General features: G+C 62.7%; 11 protein-coding genes and 1 pseudogene. 5 read left to right on the plus strand and 7 right to left on the minus strand.

The genetic code is table 11. The features are described from left to right. The first annotated feature begins 109 nt into the window (after positions 1 to 109). The 5 genes from BCEP18194_RS30635 to BCEP18194_RS30655 all read left to right on the plus strand — a co-directional run bounded on the left by BCEP18194_RS30635 (position 110) and on the right by BCEP18194_RS30655 (position 5,289). Positions 110 to 1,216: a PhzF family phenazine biosynthesis protein gene (locus tag BCEP18194_RS30635; protein WP_279626966.1), complete on the plus strand. Its 1,107-nt coding sequence runs from the start codon at positions 110 to 112 to the stop codon at positions 1,214 to 1,216. A gap of 37 nt (positions 1,217 to 1,253) precedes the next feature. Beyond that, entirely contained in the window at positions 1,254 to 1,892 is a 639-nt protein-coding gene (phzG, locus tag BCEP18194_RS30640) for a phenazine biosynthesis FMN-dependent oxidase PhzG (RefSeq protein WP_011355175.1), read from the plus strand. 26 nt (positions 1,893 to 1,918) lie between these two features. After that, complete coding sequence (locus BCEP18194_RS30645) at positions 1,919 to 2,758, plus strand: SAM-dependent methyltransferase (protein ID WP_011355176.1); 840 nt, start codon at positions 1,919 to 1,921, stop codon at positions 2,756 to 2,758. Then, positions 2,755 to 3,798, plus strand: coding sequence for an MDR family NADP-dependent oxidoreductase (locus tag BCEP18194_RS30650; protein WP_011355177.1), 1,044 nt, complete (start codon positions 2,755 to 2,757; stop codon positions 3,796 to 3,798). Before BCEP18194_RS30645 ends, BCEP18194_RS30650 begins: the two co-directional genes overlap by 4 nt. A gap of 81 nt (positions 3,799 to 3,879) precedes the next feature. After that, positions 3,880 to 5,289 carry a class II 3-deoxy-7-phosphoheptulonate synthase gene (locus BCEP18194_RS30655; RefSeq protein ID WP_011355178.1) on the plus strand — a complete coding sequence of 470 codons (1,410 nt, stop codon included), beginning with the start codon at positions 3,880 to 3,882 and terminating at the stop codon, positions 5,287 to 5,289. 11 nt (positions 5,290 to 5,300) lie between these two features. On the opposite strand, the pseudogene BCEP18194_RS40390 reads toward BCEP18194_RS30655, so the two are convergent. The 7 genes and pseudogenes from BCEP18194_RS40390 to tssH all read right to left on the minus strand — a co-directional run. Beyond that, positions 5,301 to 6,125: pseudogene (locus BCEP18194_RS40390) on the minus strand (ISNCY family transposase); the annotation flags it as partial. A gap of 171 nt (positions 6,126 to 6,296) precedes the next feature. Continuing rightward, on the minus strand, positions 6,297 to 6,881 hold the full coding sequence (locus BCEP18194_RS41430; RefSeq protein ID WP_157687318.1) for a hypothetical protein: 585 nt from the start codon (positions 6,879 to 6,881) through the stop codon (positions 6,297 to 6,299). Between the two features lie 182 nt (positions 6,882 to 7,063). Beyond that, a complete protein-coding gene (locus BCEP18194_RS30665) occupies positions 7,064 to 11,734 on the minus strand; it encodes an RHS repeat-associated core domain-containing protein (RefSeq protein WP_011355181.1) in 4,671 nt (1,556 codons plus the stop codon). Beyond that, the gene (locus BCEP18194_RS30670; protein WP_011355182.1) at positions 11,731 to 13,029 is read right to left on the minus strand and encodes a hypothetical protein; all 1,299 of its coding nucleotides are present in this window, start codon (positions 13,027 to 13,029) and stop codon (positions 11,731 to 11,733) included. The genes BCEP18194_RS30665 and BCEP18194_RS30670 overlap by 4 nt, the downstream gene beginning before the upstream one ends. 17 nt (positions 13,030 to 13,046) lie before the next feature. Next, the gene (locus BCEP18194_RS30675; protein ID WP_011355183.1) at positions 13,047 to 13,670 is read right to left on the minus strand and encodes a hypothetical protein; all 624 of its coding nucleotides are present in this window, start codon (positions 13,668 to 13,670) and stop codon (positions 13,047 to 13,049) included. A gap of 55 nt (positions 13,671 to 13,725) precedes the next feature. Beyond that, positions 13,726 to 15,999: a type VI secretion system tip protein VgrG gene (gene tssI, locus BCEP18194_RS30680; protein ID WP_011355184.1), complete on the minus strand. Its 2,274-nt coding sequence runs from the start codon at positions 15,997 to 15,999 to the stop codon at positions 13,726 to 13,728. Beyond that, complete coding sequence (gene tssH / locus BCEP18194_RS30685) at positions 15,996 to 18,659, minus strand: type VI secretion system ATPase TssH (RefSeq protein ID WP_011355185.1); 2,664 nt, start codon at positions 18,657 to 18,659, stop codon at positions 15,996 to 15,998. Before tssH ends, tssI begins: the two co-directional genes overlap by 4 nt. Between the last annotated feature and the right edge of the window lie 9 nt (positions 18,660 to 18,668).

An 18,668-nucleotide genomic window follows, 5' to 3' on the forward strand; every position in this document is an offset into this window, starting at 1 on the left:
GCGTTTCATGATTGTCGACATCGTTTGGTGGAACCTCGATGGTTCCGAGCAGAGCATCGAATCGCTGAAGGCGCGTGTGGACGACAGCACCCTCGCGCGCTGGTCGAACGTGCCGGGCTTGCGCGAGAAGCACTGGATCGCCGACGAAGACAAGAATCGCTGGGGCGCGATCATGCTCTGGGACGGCGAGCGTCCGCCCGCGCATCTACTGCCGCCGAACGACGCGCAGACGCTGATCGGCTTGCCGGTCGCCGAGCGGCTGCGCTTCTCGGTGGAGGCCAGCACCGCGAGCGGTGAGATCGCGGCGCGCATGCGCGCGCTCGAACCGGCAGCATCGCACGCGAATACACACGCGGCGGCGCCGATCCATGCGTCGCATCCCATCGACTACATCGTCGTCGACGCCTTCACGCGCACGCCGCTCGAAGGCAACCCGGTTGCGGTCTTCCTGGTCGACGTTCCGCTGCCGGCGGAGCGCATGCAGCGGATCGCCCGCGAAATGAATCTGTCGGAAGTGGTGTTCGTGATGCCGCCGAAGCAGGGCGGCGACGTGCACGTGCGCATCTTTACGCCGGTCAACGAGTTGCCGTTCGCGGGACATCCGCTGCTCGGCACGGCCGTGGCACTCAGGCACGTCAAGGCGCAGGATCGCTTCGTGTTCGAGACGGGCATGGGGCTCGTGCCGTTCGATGTGCGATCCGATGCGCCCGGCGAGGCTTACGTCACCATGCAGCAGCCGATCCCGACGTGGACGCGCTTTGATCGGGCCGAGCGTCTGCTCGAAGCGCTCGGCGTCGAAGCGTCCGTGTTGCCCGTGGAGGCCTATCGAAACGGCCCGCGCCATGTGTTCGTCACGTTGCCTGACGCCTCCGCGCTTTCCGACGTGCATCCGGACCATCGCGCGTTGGCTGAGTTCGAGGATATGTCGGCCATGTGCGTGGCCCCAGCGGGCGACCACTGGCGCTGCCGGATGTTCTCGCCGGCCTACGGCGTCGTGGAGGATGCGGCGACGGGTTCCGCCGCCGGTCCCATCGCCATTCACCTTGCCCGCCACGGACTGATTTCGTGGGGCGAGCCGCTGCATCTTCTCCAAGGCGTCGAGATCAGGCGCCCCTCGCACATGCATGCGCTGGTGCACGGCTCGGAGCACGGCATCGAGGCGGTCGAGGTCAGCGGTCACGGTGTCGTCGTCGCGCGCGGCCGTCTGGGCGTCTAGCGGCGCCCCCGTCTTTTGCCATCATGAAAACATTGCCATGAACACCAGTCGATTCGAAAGCCTCACGGGAAGCGTCGATGTCCTGTTCCCCGAATATGACGATCCGCCGTCCGAGCCGATCACGCTGCTCAAGCGCTGGCTCGCGACGGCCGATGTCGCGCGCGTCCGCGAGCCCAAGGCGCTCGCGCTCGCGACCGCCACGTCCGACGGACGCATCTCTTCTCGCGTCATCGCGTTCTCCTCGATCGACGACCGCGGCGTGATCTTCTGCACGCATTCGACGAGCCGCAAAGGACGCGAACTCACGGAGACGGGCTGGGCCTCGGGCTTGCTGTATTGGCGCGAAACCGGGCAGCAGATCATGATTTCCGGCCAGGCGGTTCCGCTCGAGGAAAGCGAGAACGACAAGCTCTGGTTCGGACGCTCGGTGCCGATGCATGCGATGTCGAGCGCCTCGCACCAGAGCGACGAACTCGTCGACCGCGAAGCGCTGCGCGCGCACGCTGCCGAGCTGCTCGCGCTCGGCGTCGCGTTGCCGCGGCCGCCGCGCTTCGTCGGCTATCGGCTCGAGCCTCACGAGATGGAATTCTGGGCCGCCAGCTCCGACCGGCTTCACCGGCGCCTCAGGTACGAACGCGATGGCAACGATTGGAAAACCACGCAACTCCAACCTTGATTCTCTTGCGGATAAGGAACCTGTCTGTGTCTACTTTCGATATTCCGGTTGGCGTCGGCCAAACCGCACTGTTCATTGCCTGGCAACGTCATGCCGAAGGCCAGCGCCCGGACGCCTTGTTTCACGATCCGTTCGCCGCGGCGCTGATCGAGCACTTGGCCGGCACGCCGACGCATGAGCATGTCAGCGAAGTCGCGCGGCGCGCGAACTTTCCGCAATATTTCGTCGTTCGCACACGCTACTTCGACGATGCCATTCTCGCGAACCTGAGCCGCGGAATCCGGCAGGTCGTCACGCTGGCCGCCGGCGTGGACGGCCGCGTGGCACGCCTGGCGTGTCCGTTCGGCACGCGCTGGTTCGAGCTCGATCTCGACGACATCATCGCCTTCAAACGCGAGCTCATGAAGCAGTCCGGGTTGCCGCTGCAGTGCGATTGGCGGCCGCTCGTCGCCGATCTGACCTCGAATTGGGCGAGCCCGTTGCGCGCGGCCGGCTTCGATCCCGCCAAGCCCACGATTTGGCTCATCGAAGGGCTGCTTATGTATCTGCGCGACACGGACTGCGATGCGCTGATCCGTCAAGTGGCCGACCTGTCGGCGCCGGGCAGCGCGCTCATGCTCGAGCATCTCGCCACGCGCATGATGAGCGAGGAGGGCAAGGAAGCCCGAGCGCGCGTCGAATCGCAGGGCGCTCGTTGGCTCTCGTCCCGCGACGATGTGCGCGACTGGCTCGGCCGATACGGCTGGACAGCGACCGTGCATGCCTCGGACGACCCGACGATAGCCTACGGCCGCAGCGTCGCGCGCATACCAGCGGGATGGTTCGCCTCATCGACGCGCACGGCGCACGGCGGGAGCGGATCATGAATCTGTCGATTCCCATGCGGCGCGACGTGCGCTTGAAGGCGAAGCTAAAAGGCCTGCCGACACCGGACGATTTCGAAATCGTCACCGCCGCCGCGCCGGCGGCCGGCTCGGGCGACGTGCTGGTGCGTAATCGCTATTTCCTGGTCTCGGCTTCCTTGCGCGCGATGATCAGCGAAGGCGCGGAAGACGTGCCCGGTGTGCCGTTTCCGTGCTTGTCGGCGGGTGACGCGCTGATGGGCGAAGCGCTCGGCGAGGTGGTGAGCGCGCCCGCCGGCAGCGGTTTGTCGTCCGGCGACATCGTCACGCACTTCCACGGGTGGCGAGACTACGCGGTGGTGCCCGCATGGGGCTGTCAGCGCGTCGGCGAGGCGCTGCCGGAGCCCGCCGGCTACCTCGGCTACCTGGGGCACGGCTGGACCGCATACGCGGCGCTGACGCGCGGCGTGCCGATCCGTCCGGGTGACACGGTGTTCGTCACGAGCGCGGCCGGCGCGATCGGCGCGATGGCCGGACAGATCGCGCGGCGGCTGGGAGCGGGGCGCGTGATCGGCAGCACGAGTTCGCACGACAAGGCACGACGCCTGGTTTCCGAGCTTGGCTATGACGCTGCCGTCATACGTGGCGGCAGCACGCCGTTCGCAGAGCAGTTGCTTGAAGCGGCGCAGGGCGGCATCGACGTCCTGATCGATTCGGTCGGCGGCGAGCAATTACAGGCGGCCGTCACGGCCGCCCGCGAAGGGGCGCGCTTCCTGATCCTCGGCGCGCTGTCGGGCCAGCTGGCCGCGACGGGAACGGGGCGGACCGCACCCGCCGAAATCGATACCGTTCAATTTCTCCTCAAGCGGATCACGATGCGGGGCTACAGCGCCGACGACAATCCGGAGGCGAAGGGCGAATGGTTCGAGCGTTTCGCGCAGTGGCTGCGCGCCGGCGAGATCGTGTTCCCGCATACGGTGATCGACGGCCTCGATAACGCGCCGAGCGCGTTGTGCGACACGTCCAGCGGACGTTATCTGGGCACGGTGCTCGTCAAGCTGTAGCGGTAAGGAGCGTGGGCGTCGCTTGCATGCCAGGCGACGACACCCGCTCGATCGGCAGCATTTCATTATGGGAGTGGAACTGTGGAATGCAATCTCTCTTCGGCGCGTGCGGCCGAGAATTGGACACCGGCTTCCTGGAAGACGAAGCCGGCGCTGCAACAGCCGGCTTATCGCGATGTGGCGGCGCTCGATCGCGCCCTGGCACAGCTACAAGCACTGCCGCCGCTCGTCGCCGCATGGGAAGTGCTGACGCTCAAACGCAAGCTCGCAGACGCCGCGGCGGGACGATGTTTCTTGCTGCAGGGCGGCGACTGCGCGGAAAGCTTTGCCGATTGCACGGCGCCGATCATCGCCAATCGGCTCAAAGTGCTGATGCAGATGAGCCTGGTGCTCGTGCATGGCTTGATGCTGCCGGTGGTTCGCGTCGGCCGCTTTGCCGGCCAGTACGCCAAGCCGCGCTCGGCGGATACCGAAACGCGCGACGGCGTGACGCTGCCTTGCTACCGCGGCGACATCGTCAACGGCAGCGCTTTTACGAAAGACGCGCGCGAGCCCGACCCGCAGCGCCTGCTCGAGGCTCATTCCAGATCGGCGCTGACGATGAATTTCGTGCGCGCGCTGAGCGATGCCGGTTTTGCTGATCTGCACCACCCCGAACATTGGGATCTGGCTTGGGCCTCGCATTCGCCGCTTTATGGCGAGTATCGCAAGATGACGCACTCGATCGGCGAATCGCTGCGCTTCATGGAGGCGCTCGCGGGCGAGCCCTCCGGCAGCGATGCGAGAGTCGATTTCTACACGTCGCATGAGGTCCTGCTGTTGAATTACGAAGAGGCGATGGCACGGCAAGTGCCGCGGCATTGGGGCTGGTTCAACCTGTCGACGCATTTTCCGTGGATCGGCATGCGCACCGCGCAGCTGGACGGCGCGCATATCGAATACTGCTCAGGTATCCGCAATCCGATCGGCCTGAAAGTCGGGCCCGGGGTGAGCACCGACCAGTTGCTGCGCACGATCGACGCGCTGAACGCCACGAACGAGGCCGGCCGTTTGACGCTCATCACGCGCATGGGTGCGGCGAAGATCGAAGCGGAGTTGCCGAAGCATCTGCATGCGGTCAAGGCCGAGGGCCGGCGTGTCTTGTGGTGCTGCGATCCGATGCACGGCAACGGCGAAACGACCCCGGGCGGGGTGAAGACACGGCGCTTCGGGAACATCCACGCCGAGCTCGAGGCGGCCTTCGACATTCATGCCGCCTGCGGCACGCATCTGGGCGGCGTGCATCTGGAGCTGACCGGGGAAGACGTGACCGAATGCCTGGGCGGCGCGCGCAATCTGACTGAGGCCGATTTGGCCCGTGCTTACAAGTCGACGGTCGATCCGAGGTTGAACTATGAGCAGTCGCTGGAGATCGCGATGCTGATTGTGCGCAAGTTGGGTATGACGCGGGTTGCCGAAATCGGCGCCCAGCGGCAATTGGCGTATGCGTAGCGGGCGGGGCGGCATGCAACAACTAATCGCATCTCCTTGACCAATCGGTCCTGCAACGTCAGGTGTGCTCGCTCCACACGCCCCTTGGCCGAGCTGCTGTTCGCGCAGAACGTGTCGATGTTCAGTTCGTACATCGCCCGGCCGAAGTGCGTCACGCTCTGGCCTGTCTTGCCGGCACTCGTGTTGCGGAACACGCTGTACTTGTCGCTGTAGAACGCCACCGGCTTGCCGTAGCGCTCCAGATACGTTCGCGTGGCCTCAAAGTAGCTGAAGGTCGACTCGGTCTGCGTGAAGTGCAGCATCATCAGCCGGCTCGTCGCGTCGTCGACGTACACCAGCAGCGTGCAGGCCGGCGCCCGTTCCTCGAACCATCGATGATCGCAGCCGTCGATCTGGATCAGTTCACCGAGGCAAGCCCGCCGTGCTCGCGGCTGGTAGACCTTGGGCGGTCGTTGCCGGCGCGGAATCCAGAGCCCAGCCTCGGTCATCAGCCTTCTGACCGTCTCCTTAGCCAGCCGAATGCCGTGACACTCCCAGAGCTTCTCGCAGGCCAGCGTCGGTCCAAAATCGGCGTAGCGCTCACGAATAACGGTCAGGGCGCGTAACGCCAGCCCATCGTCGAGCTTGCGGTTGCCCGGTCGGCCACGACGGCCTGAAGCGACGCCGCCGGGCCCGCGCTCGCGATACCGGATGACCAGCCGTTCCACCTGGCGCACGCTCAGGCCCAGCCGTTCGGCTGCACGTCCAGGCTTCAAGCCCGTGTCCACCACAGCCTGGATCACCTTGAGTCGATCAAGCTCTCGCATCGTCAGTGTCACCAATCCGGCTGGCTGCATGGTCGGCTCCCGTGCTTGCTCAACGAGCCATCCAGCATGCCAGCAGTCAAAAACACGACATCTGTAAATAGCCAGAACACGACATTAGGATATGGCTGCTACAACACAAATTGTCGATAATTCACGTTATGTAAAATTATAAATACCCAAGTGAACCGACCTTCATGGGAGTCAGTTCCTCTTGGCTGCAACCGCACCATCGATAGCCAGAATTTTCAGCCACGCTGGCACCATTTCGCAAGCAATCGCCTTTCGAACCCCGGCCAGTTCCACATCGCAGCGCACCTTGGTGAATTGGAACCGGGCGCACGCCCCTTCGAAATTTTCCACGTGAACGACGCCTCCGAATTGTGTGGCGTCTCCAATCACGCGCTCCAATTCGTCTAGGCTGAATATAAGCATCTCGTGCTCATTCGCACTGCGAAAGCCGTTTGCTAACGAGAATCGCGCCCGCAATGCGGGAGCCGGCGATCGGCTCCACTCCGACCGGCGTATGATTCTCTGCAATCTCAACCCGGCGTCCTCCGAAGGATTGCGAACGGGAAATTCGCATCGATATGCAGGAAAGACTGTGTAGATAACATCGCCCATCGCGATCGTCTCTTCGGTAAAGGCGCCATTGATAAGTGATGGGTGTACCACGACTTCGAGATCAAATGTGGTTTCACGCAAGGCAGGACTCGGGAATAATCCGATAGGGGTCGCGTCGCTCACCAAATCCAGTTGCGTTGAAGTGACATTATTCAAAAATGGCAAGATCGGCTCCGTACTCTGTCCTGGCGCTAATCTGATTGTCAGGGAGCAGGCACGATCTCCGATAAATCGGATATAACTTTCGAACGTATCAGCGTCGAATGCCTTCCATCTAAGAACGTCATTGCTCAATTCCCTTGGTCGAGGTCTCAAGGCACTCGTGAAATTGTATTGAAAATCGCTCGTCATGAGTAGTGATCTCCAGTGGGTATGTCGTAACTGAACCGCTCATTGCCATTTGTCTCGCTCGAACTACTTCCTTTCGAAGCATTTTCCGACTGGGACATCACAGCGAGATTATCAGTGTCGTTATGAAATTTCTTGCGATTCTCTGGATTGGAATCACAGCCGGGTGGATAGTGCTTGCCTCCGATGGTCGCGCCCCTGTTGTACATTTCGGCCTCCGATACCTGATGGTCGTATGTTACATTCACAACCTGTTCGCCTTTGTCATTGGTTGTGTAGTAAGGGATCGGATGGTTATCCGCATCAACCCACGTCAATTTGCTACGCATTGCGACCAGCCCTGCAGGGTTCTTGTCAGGATCGATCGGAAGTTTGCCTTCCCTGCCTTCACGAGTATATCGCTTGATCATCTCGATATGCGTGCTCTGCAAGTATCCTTTTGGAAATTCCGTCGTTTTATCACGAACCAACGGGTAATTTTTAATTTTATCATTGAGCTCCAATACCCTTTCCCTAATTGCGTCAAGTCTTTTTGTTTCGGGTGTTTCGGGATAGCTGTACCAGTTCTTTTCATCTAATGATAATTTCTTTTTTTCCTGTTCGAGATTCTCAATCTCTCTTTTCATTCTCTCGATAGCTGCATCTCTTTCCGCTGTCCGTCTTTCGATTTTTGCGAGGTGATTCAGTTCCGCCTTGGTCAGCTCCTGCGTTCGGCCGGCGACTGCAGGGCCTTCGGGCGAAGGCTCGGATGCATCCTCCCCATGAACGTGCGCATTCAGGCCGAGTACGTCTACTTCCACGACCGGATTGGCAGAATATGTATAGAGATTCCCTCCCCCTGCATGCCCAACCGGATCCGATTGGAGATATCGTCCGAGCATCGGGTTGTATGATCGGAATCGATTGACGTGCAAGCCTGTTTCACGCTGAAACAAATGTCCGGGCCAACGCACATCGTATTCAAGTGAATTTCCCTCAGCAACTTCGATAACCCCGTACGAATGGATTTTCCGTGCGAGCCACACTGCTCTGCCGCTGACGTCTTCGATGCGTTCAGGCATGCCAACCTGATTGAATAGCACGAAATATTCGCTTCCCGAGGTTGCAGGCGAATCAATGCTTGGATAGTCGATGAACATGAACGGCACGAGCGACTTCTCGTCGACGTAAACGAAGACACGTACCTTGCCACCGGGATCAACCTGTGCGGCCAAGCGATCTTCGTCCCAGTAATACACCGTGGAGTCATTGTCTGTCCCTGCGATTACTTGACGGCATAAACCATCGTATTCCGCTGTCCAGGCATCGTGCCGGTCAGACCACTCGACACGGACAAGCAAGTCCATGCTGTCGTAGCGATACGTGGTACGCCGGCCATCGTGTGCGATCTCTTCGGACAGATGGTTGCGTTCGTCGTACGTGTATTGACCGCGCGACGTGGTTGATAGCCGGTTGCCGCCTGTATATTGCATCATCGGGCAGGTCGGCAAAGCCAACAGATTACCGGCGGGATCGTACTCGTAGCGGCAAGCTTGCCAGCCGCTGCTCATCTCGCCAATCAGACGATGTGCGCGGTCGTATTGGTATTGCGTATCCCCCTTTTGGTTGTCGCTGATACGGCGAAGCTCTCCGGCGCCGCTGTATTCATACGTGACACGATGAAAGGCCGCGGGAGAATCGGTCCGCCAGGTGATGCGTCCAGTGCAACGCCCGACGTCGTCGAACATGTAGCATGCCTGCGTACCGTTGGCCAACCGCAGCAACACTCGGCCGTCCTTGCCCTGTTGCACGCAGTGTGTGCGGCCGCCTGGCGTTCGGATGGATTGGCCGCTTGCAGTATATGTGTAGACCACCTCAAACCGCTCGAGGTAGGTCGTTCGCCCCAACCGGTGGCCATCGTATTCGTGCTGGACGCCCAAGCCGTCGCATTTGTCCGATGTGCGCCTTCCTAGATTGTCAAACGTTCGCGTGATCTCGTGCGCGTCCGTAGAGGCCTTCGTGAGATGGCCGAAGCGATCATATTCGTAGACATGCTTACTACCTGACGCCAGGGTTCGCTCGCGCGGCAGGCCGTTCTCGCCGATTTCGAACCTTAATAGCCACTTGCCCGCGCCGTCACGCTTCTCGATCAAGCGGTCGCCGCCGTCGTAGACATAGCTCTCCCGCAACCGGCCATGTCGTGTCACGCTCGTCATTCGCTTCTTGAAGTCGTAGCTGTAAGCGGATTCGTTGCCATTCGCGTCGATGACAGACGCAACGTCCCGACGGGAGGTATAGCGATAGCGGATCGTCTCGCCAAGAGCATTCTCTTCGCTGGCCAGCAGATTCCATGAGCATCTGGTATACCGGGTCGCGGCGCCATCCTGATCGAATCGCAGCAGCAGGTTATCGTCAGCATCGTATTCGAAGCGCTCGGTATGCCCGCTGATATTGGTGCGTGCAATCACCCTGCCGGCAACATCGCGTTGCTGTCGCCGTTCATCGGGCCATCGCGCAACTGCATCCGTGGCAGAGCCCCAAGCCCAGTGATCAATTTCTTGCGGCAACAACACCGTGTCAGTGAGATTGTCGACGTTGAATTCTCCCCAGATCAGGCCGCGCATGGCGTTCGGCACATGGTGCGCCAGCGGGTTGGGCAAGTTCGGCAGTTCGTCCTTGTTCGGCCAGAGGTTGCCGAATCGATCGAGGCGGCCGATGGTCCCTGCTCTAGCGTCGTAAAGCCATCGCAACGTCCGCCCACCCGAGTCAATTTCCTCCACGATTCGCCCGGATGGATCGAGCACATACTCGGCGATGCCACCGTAAGGATCGACGACATGGGTGATGGTTCCCATCTCGTTGTACAGGATAGTCCATCGTCCACCATCTCCCTCGGTGACAATCGTCCGCCCGGGTCGGTACTGGAATCTGACGTGCCACATCCGGTCCTGCCCAGCGCTTTCCACGCAACGTCCTTCGCTGTCGTAGCAGTAAAGGAACGAATACCCGTTGGCACCAGCGAGTCGGGCCATACGCCGCTGTGCATCGTATTCATAGGTCGAAATCGCATCGAGCGCATTGCGATACGAAGTCAGGCAATTCTCGGTGTCGTATGCATACCGTGCGATCCGAGTGTCCCGACCATCGACGTCTGTCAGCACGACTTCAACAATCCGCCCGGACTGGTCGTACCGTAACGAGACGGTTCTGCGAACGTTGCCGTCGTGGTCGGTCTGCACGATCTTCCCGATATGTCCGTCTGGACGCCAGCGAAGAAGGCTTTGTGTGCGATCACGCTGATGGCTGATGCAGCGGACTGAAAGTGCAGTTTCGGCGTCCCGCTCGAACTCTGCGTCGCCAGCGGCCTCGTGCCGGATGAAGAACCTTCGACTGTCGATCTGCTCGAGCGAGTAGCCTTGGCAGCAACCGTCATATGTACCGTCTGCGTTTCTGCTGAACGTGTATTTCGTGCCCCGCGGATCGGTATAGATTGCGCGCGTGCGCAGCAACTGCAGTTCGCGCTGCCACGCATGTCGGAATCCGTATCCCTGCGCTCCGTTACGCTCATTCCACCCACTGCAGTAGTGGCGTCCCCATATGAAAGGCAGCGTTTCGTCGGTTTCGTAGTCGGTGAAATCATTCTTCACCTCTCCAGTGACGGCACTGATCGGCTCGCCCTTGAATTCGCACGCCAACTCTTGCGCCCACTTCGGCAACTTCGGCCTGACCTTCTTCCCGATCCCGTGCTTTGCCCCGTGCCACATCATCTGCGAGTCCGGCAGCGGAAATCCGCCGATCAGCACCGTCGGATCCCCGGCGAGCAGCGTCCCCATACTCGGTTCGATGCCGGGATCCTTGCCCATCAGGTTGCTGAGCGCCATGAACGCGAGATCGGCCGCTGTTTGCGCGGCCATCATCGCAGCGGCGGCGACTTCTCCTTGCGATGCGTCATCGGCAGCAGTCGCCACCCCTGACGCTGGCCCGACCGCCGCATTACCAACCGACCACGCTTTCCCTGCCCGCCCCAGCAACTTCGCCCGGCCGGACACCTGAGCAGCCTCGCTCGCCACCTCCTCGCCTTTCTCGGCAGCGCTCGCTGCTTCGCCACCCGAGTGCCCGACATGCCCCATCGGATTGCAATGCCGCGTCATGTCGATACCCATGCGCGCAGCACGCATCCCGCCGATGAACGTATTGCTCGAGCCCGTCTGAATATCGAAGAACGGCGTTATCCCGCCGCACGTCGGCGCAATACCGATATCCAGTACACGTGCTGCAGGAATACCCCCAATCAGTACGCTCAAACACCCACTGCCTATGGTTGCCCCGACACTCGGCAACGGAAAACCGCTGCTCGGCGGATGACTATGCGCGTGCGGTGTACCGAGATGCGGAACACCGATGGTGGCGGCCGGCATCCCCGGCATCTTGTCGAGCAGCGGGATCTGCGCGATGCCAGTGTTGAGCAACTGCGACGGCATGCCCTGCAGTGACGCCAGGGAATTCACGGCCTCGCTGACATGGTGAAGCGTGCCGCCTTCCGACGAGAACGTCTCCTTGAACGGATCGAACGTCGACTTGACCGTATCGAGCAGCGAATCACATGCGGTGTCGGCCTTCGACTCCGACGGCGTTGAATGACTCTCGGCTGGCGCCGACGCGCGCGTCAACCGGCTTTCAAATTCACTCATCGGCGAGCCCGTTCGTATCCGGCCATCGCATCGTGGCCCGTCGGCGCAACGGCTCCACGGAGGCGAGTCATGTAAAGCGGATCCTTCTCCAGCTCATATGCCCTCGCCTCAATTTTCAGACCGGCGTTCCCGTAGAGCGACACGAGTCGATCGAGGAGGGAAATGCGCTGTCGTTCGCAGCCGAACTTTTCGCACAATCCCTTCGCGGCGATCCAGCTTTTCGCCGCTTCCGCCGCCTGGCCACACGCCAGTAGCGCGACACCGCCCTTCTCCATCGCCTCGATCTTCGTATGCACGAGCATCAGCCTGCCGGCGGCACCGCTCGCGAGATCGAAGTAAGTCGCGGCCTTGGCATGCTCGCCGAGCGTGTTGCAACAGCTACCCGTCGCCATCAGCGCATTCAGCGCGACCAGCAGGTTCCGGCCATCGAGCGCAGCCGGCAGCGCCCGCACATACCAGTCCTTCGCATCGCGCGGTGACCCGTGGCGCAACGCCACATCGCCGAGGCCATGCAACGCCACTGCGCAGCCGGTCGCATCCTTGCGCTCGGCGTGGAAGGAAAAGAGCGCGTAGTACTTGCGCTGCGCTTCGGGCAATCTGCCATGTGCAAGATCGATCCCGGCGATCTGCAGCAAGGCACCCATACGCTGTTCGAGCGAATGCGTCGCATCGTTCGCGATGTCGACCAGATGACGGGTCGCCTTTTCGGACGAGAAGTCGACTGGAAGAATCAGCACATGCTCGGCCTTCTTCTCGCGCGCCAGCGGAATCAGGCACGGATGCTTCCGGTCGTCGCGGATGCAGAATCGATGTCCTTCCATCCACGCCTCAAAGCCGTTCAGCGCCAGGCATTGCAGCACCAGCTTCGCAAAGCCGCCGAAATCGCCCATCGGTGACGGTAGCCATGCCCACACGACCTTGGTGCCTTCCGGCATCAGCGTGCGAACGTGCATGACGGCATCGCGCAGCCGTGTCGACGGCGAGCGCCTTGGGTCGGTGCATGTCAGCGGCAACGGCGGCCAGGCTGCTTCACCGCGTTCGATGCGCGCACTGCTCGCTTCGTCGATCTGACGTGAAAGCGCTTCCATGCATGTCTGCAGATACGCGTCGGCGGAGTCGCAAGGAAACGGAAAATTCAGGAAAACCGCATCGCCGAGTCGTTCGTCGAGCGATTGCATCATCTTGAGAACCGGCACGAGGTCGTTGTCGGTTGCTTCGATCAACAGCGTCGGATCGTCGGGCTGATCAATGAACGCTTCGAGCGACGATTCGATGGCGGAGAATTCACGATGCATGACGTCAGGCCGCCTTCTCAGTTCAGGCGAACGTACCGGCTGCGGACGACGGTGTCCGCTTCGGTCCGGATATCGACACCGCCTCGCCCGCCCTCCAGTTCGAGCGTTTGCGCACTTAACCGCAGCTTGCCGGCGACTTCGATGTTCACGTTCCGGTTCAGCAGCGTCACGACCGGCCCGTCAGGAGAGGCCCGCACCTGCAGCAGCGGGCAGCCCGATGCATCCGCGATCTGCACGCACTTGTCGGTTTCGAGGGAAAGCGCCATCGCAGGCTCGACCACGGGCTCGACGGGTTCACCATGCCCTTTGCGCGCCAGCAGCCCGGCGATCAGGTACTCGGGCCAGTTCGCAGGCGACTGCAGCAACACGCGATCGCCGATGCGCGGTTTCACGTCGGCCACACATTCGAGCCAGCGTTCGTGTGTGACGTCGTCCTGCACTGTCCACTTCACGCGAATGAGCCCCATCGCGTCGGGATGATGCGTATCGGTCACTTCGCCGATCATCGTCGACGATTCGCGACGTTCGGCAGGCCGCGTGCGATCCGGCGTCGCATCGTTGGCGAACAACCGGCGCAACGCCTCCACCGTTTCAGCTTCGAGCGCGTCGTCGACCATCATCTGATCCGATTCGTTTTCCATCGAATGTCTCCCATGCTTCGAATGCAATCGCGTGACCGGCAGGCGCCGGTCGAAGTCAATTGATGTGGGCAATCGTCCCCTGGATCGTCACGCCCGATCCGTCGAGCGTGATCGAGCCGCCACCGGTCGCCAGAACGATCCTCGTCGCGTTGACGTTGACGGTGCAGCTACTCTTGCCGTTGTCGATGTTGACCGTCGGTGCCTGAAGATTGGCCGTCGACTTGCCGGAAAGATTGAGATCGTTCTCGCCGTAAATCGTCACGCCAGGTGCGTAGCCCGCAATGTTGACGCCCTTGCCGTATCCGGCGATGGCCACACCGCCACCCTGGCCGCTGATCCCGACACCGGTATCGCCTCCGGTTCCGCCGATGGAGACGCCGACGTTGTCCTTGTTGATCGACACGCCACTCTTTCCTGAACCCATGTCGATGTATTGGCCGGCCGCCAATGAAGCGACTTTGTTGACGTCCACGGAATGGTTTCCCGTATTGACCTTCGTCGCATACGATCCGGTACCGACGACATGCGTGCTGTTCCCCTCGACGAAGACGTCATGCGTGCCGGCGACCACCGCCAGGTTGTGATTCCCCTTGGTCACCGTATGCGAACTGTTGCCGTCGACCGATACGCTGCGGTTCCCCGTCACCCCATGCGTCTCATTCGCCCCAATCTGCGCCACCCTGTTCTGCCCGATATTCACCGTCTCGTTCTGCCCCACACTCCGTTGCCGGTTGTTCTTCACCTGCATCGTTTCGTCGTTCCCGACCGTATGCGTATGGTTGTTCCCGACAGAAAGCGAATGATCGAGCTCCGTCTCCGCATCGAAATTCCTTTCCGCGTGCATCCAGAGTTGCTCGGCGCCCTTCTTGTCCTCGAACCGGAACGCGTTGGCGTGATCAGTCGTTCCGCCCGGTGAAGATCTGGACAGCAACCCGCTCTGCGTCGCACTCCCCGGCAGCCCCCACGGCGGCATCTTCTCGCCGTTGAAAACTCGCCCGGTGACGATCGGCTCATCCGGATCGCCATTCAGAAAATCGACAACCACCTCATCGCCTACCCGCGGAATCTGCACGCCCCCGAACCCGCCCCCGGCCCAGGGACTCGACACCCGCACCCAGCACGACGAATCCTGATTGCTTTGCCCATACCGATCCCAGCGGAACTGCAGCTTCACGCGCCCATACTGGTCGGTCCAGATTTCCTCCCCGGGCGGCCCGACCACGGTTGCCGTCTGCGGCCCGTTGGTCCGCGGCCGCGGCGTGTCGCGCGGCGACCGGTAAGGCAGGCTCGACGGCTGCACGAGCATCATCGTCTGATGCACGACGGCCTCCGCGCCCTGGTCGCTCGCATACGCGTTCTCCTGGAAGCGGTACTGGCATCGCACGATCAGGTACTCACGGTTCTGATCCGCGCGCGGGCAATGTTCGAGCGTGAACAGATAACCGGGCGCGACACCACGCACATCGGTATCGGCACTCGCCCGCTCGTGCTCGGCCTGCTGTTCCTCGAGCCGCACGCGGCTGTAGTGTGCGCCGGGCGCATCGTCGCGATAGCCGCCCGGCCATTCGAACGACGCGAAACTGTCGTGATCGTGACCACGCGGATCGACCTTCTGCGACGAAAGATCGGCGCGCGGCTTCGTATAGTCGTAGTCGGTGGTCTGGTGCCGCCCGACACTCACTTCCTGCGCGGGCAGCCAGCCGTCGATATGCTCCTCGTCGGCGATCGCCGTCCGGTCGCGCGCGATGTACGGAATCGTCTCGTAGCCGGGCAGCACGGTGTGCGACGACATCGCGTCACCGAGCATCAGCGTATGCGTGTCCTCGGCATGCCGGAACCAGAAGTAGATCCCCTCGAACTCCATCAGCCGCGACACGAACGCGGCATCGGTCTCGTTGTACTGCACGCAATAGTCGCGCGGCACATACGACTCGGCGAGATGGTTCTCGATCGGAAAGCCGTACGTCGCCAGCACTTCCTGCATGATCTCGGGCACGGTCTTGTTCTGGAAGATCCGGCAATCGGAGCGTCGCGTCGCGAGCCACAGCCATGGGCGCACGATCAGCTCGTAGCCGTAATACCGCTCGGCGCGCCGGCCGGAAAGCGACGCACGCGCAACGATACCGTTCAGGTAGCGGGTCGACAGGTCCTGCTGTTCGATCCGGACCGTCACCGGCTTGCCGAGCAAGTCCTTCAGCGACAGGCTGTGACTGTCGGCGAGCGCCTCGATCCGGAATTCGAACAGGCGGCCGAGTTCGTCGCTGCCGTCGAGCGTATGGAACTTGAGGTCGTCGCCGTGCAGGCTGTCGAGTGTGAATACGCGATTCAAGTCGTTTCCTCCTCGTCGAACCGGTACGCGAATTCGCCGTCGGCGGCGCTCAGCTCGATCGACGCCAGCGTGCGGCCTTCGAGCGTGGCCTGCAGGATCGCGCGGCCGATGCGCGGCATCACGGTATGCGTGAGGATCGCGTCGACCATCCGGCCGCCGGATTCGATCGTCCGGCAGCGCTCGACGACCAGCGCGGTCGCCGCGTCGGTGCAGCGCAGCCGGATGCCGTGGTGCGCGTCGATCCGCTGCTCGATCCGCCGCAACTGCAATGCGACGATCCGCGCAAGCGTCGCGTCGGTGAGCGGGTAGTACGGCACGACGGTCAACCGGCCGAGCAACGCAGCGGGAAACACGTCGAGCAGCGGCGCGCGCAGCGCATCGGCGAGCGTCTGCGTGTCGGGCAGGTGCTCGGGATCGCGGCACAGCTGCATCACGCGATCGGCGCCAACGTTCGACGTCAGCAGGATCACCGTATGCCGGAAATCGATGTCGCGCCCTTCGCCATCCTCCATCCAGCCCTTGTCGAACACCTGGAAGAAAATCTCGTGCACGTCGCGGTGCGCCTTCTCGATCTCGTCGAGCAGCACGACGCTGTACGGACGGCGCCGCACGGCCTCGGTCAGCACCCCGCCCTGCCCGTAGCCGACATAACCGGGCGGCGCGCCCTTCAGCGTCGACACGGTATGCGCTTCCTGAAACTCGCTCATGTTGATCGTGATCGCGTTGTGTTCGCCGCCGTACAGCGTGTCGGCCAGCGCGAGCGCGGTCTCGGTCTTGCCGACGCCGGACGGGCCGCACAGCAGGAACACGCCATGCGGCTTCTTCGGATCGTCGAGCTTGGCCCGCGCGGTCTGGATGCGCTCGGCGATCAGCTCGACCGCGTGCTTCTGGCCGACGACGCGCTCGCCGAGCGTATCGGCCAGCTTCAGCACGGCCTGCGTTTCGTCGCGCACCATGCGACCGAGCGGAATGCCGGTCCAGTCGGCCACGACGGCTGCTACCGCGTGCGTGTCGACGGCGGGCAGCACGAGGGGCGCCTCGCCCTGCAGGTCGGCCAGCGCCTGCTGCGCGGCCGAGAGACGGGTTTGTGCCGCAGTGCGCGCATCGGCATCGAGCGCATGCGACGGATCGTCGTCGAGCAGCAACGCACGGGCATCGACGATCGCCGTCAATGCGTCGCGTTCGGTTTGCCAGCGCGTGTCCAGCCGGTCGAGTTCGGTTCGGGCGGTGGCAATGTCGTGCTCGATCGCATCGCGCCGTGCGGTATCGCCGGTGCCGAGCGCGCATTCGCGTCCGATCCGCTCCTGTTCGACGCGCAGGCTGTCGATCCGGCGGCGCGCATCTTCGATCGGCGCGGGCACCGCGTGCTGGCTGACAGCGACGCGCGCGCAGGCCGTATCGAGCAGGCTGATCGCCTTGTCCGGCAACTGGCGGGCCGGAATGTAACGGTGCGACAGCGTGACGGCAGCCTGCAGCGCGTCGTCGAGCACGAGCACGCGGTGGTGGGCCTCGAGCTTCCCGGCGAGGCCGCGCAGCATCGTCAGCGCGGCCGCTTCTTCCGGTTCGTGTACGTGCACGAGCTGGAAACGCCGCGTCAGCGCCGGGTCCTTCTCGATGTACTGCTTGTACTCGGACCACGTCGTCGCGCCGATCGTGCGCAGCAGGCCGCGGGCGAGCGCCGGTTTCAGCAGGTTCGCGGCGTCGCCGGTGCCGGCAGCCCCGCCCGCGCCGACCAGCGTGTGGACTTCGTCGATGAACAGGATCGCCGGCCGCTCGGACGACATTGCTTCGTCGATCACGCCGCGCAACCGGCTCTCGAACTCGCCCTTCACGCTCGCGCCGGCCTGCAGCAGCCCGATGTCGAGCAGGTACAGCGCAACGTCCTGCAGCGACGGCGGCACGTCGCCGGCAGCGATCCGCAGCGCGAAACCCTCCGCGACGGCCGTCTTGCCGACGCCGGCTTCGCCGACCAGCAGCGGGTTGTTCTGCCGGCGCCGCAGCAGGATGTCGACGATCTGGCGAATCTCCGGATCGCGTCCGATCACTGGGTCGATCTCGCCGGCCCGCGCGCGGGCAGTCAGGTCGACGGCGAAACGCGAGAGCGCCGAGCCGTCGGCGGCGGCTGTGGTTGCACCGCGCATTGCCGTGTCGCCGCCGGGAGCCGTCTGCCCGGCCGCCTGCGCCTCCGGCGAACCTTCGACGATCGACCCGAGCGCATCGGCGAGCACGTCCGGCACGATGCGTTCGAATTCGCGCGTGATCGCCAGCAGCACGTTGCGCAACTGCGGCGTCTTCAGGATTGCGAGCAGCAGCACCGCGCCGCGAATGCGCGTCGCGTCGTACTTCAGCGTCGCGTAGACCCATGCGCGCTCGACCGCGTCGTCGATATGCACGGACAGATCCGACACCGAGCCCGCGCCGCGCGGCAGCTTGTCGAGCGCGGTAACGAGCCCGCGGTCGACCACGGCGTCATCGACCCCGAAGTGGCGCAGCACGCGCTGCAGGTCGCCGTCGGGCCGTTGCAGCATCTGCTTGAACCAGTGCGCAAGCTCGACGTACGGATTGCCGCGCAGCCGGCAGAAGCCGGTCGCCTGCTCGAGCGTCTCGTAGAGGAACGGATTCAGTTTTCCGAACAGATTGGCGCGGCCGATATCGGACATGACGGTTCC

It is taken from the genome of Burkholderia lata, assembly GCF_000012945.1.
GTDB classification, from domain to species: Bacteria; Pseudomonadota; Gammaproteobacteria; order Burkholderiales; family Burkholderiaceae; genus Burkholderia; species Burkholderia lata.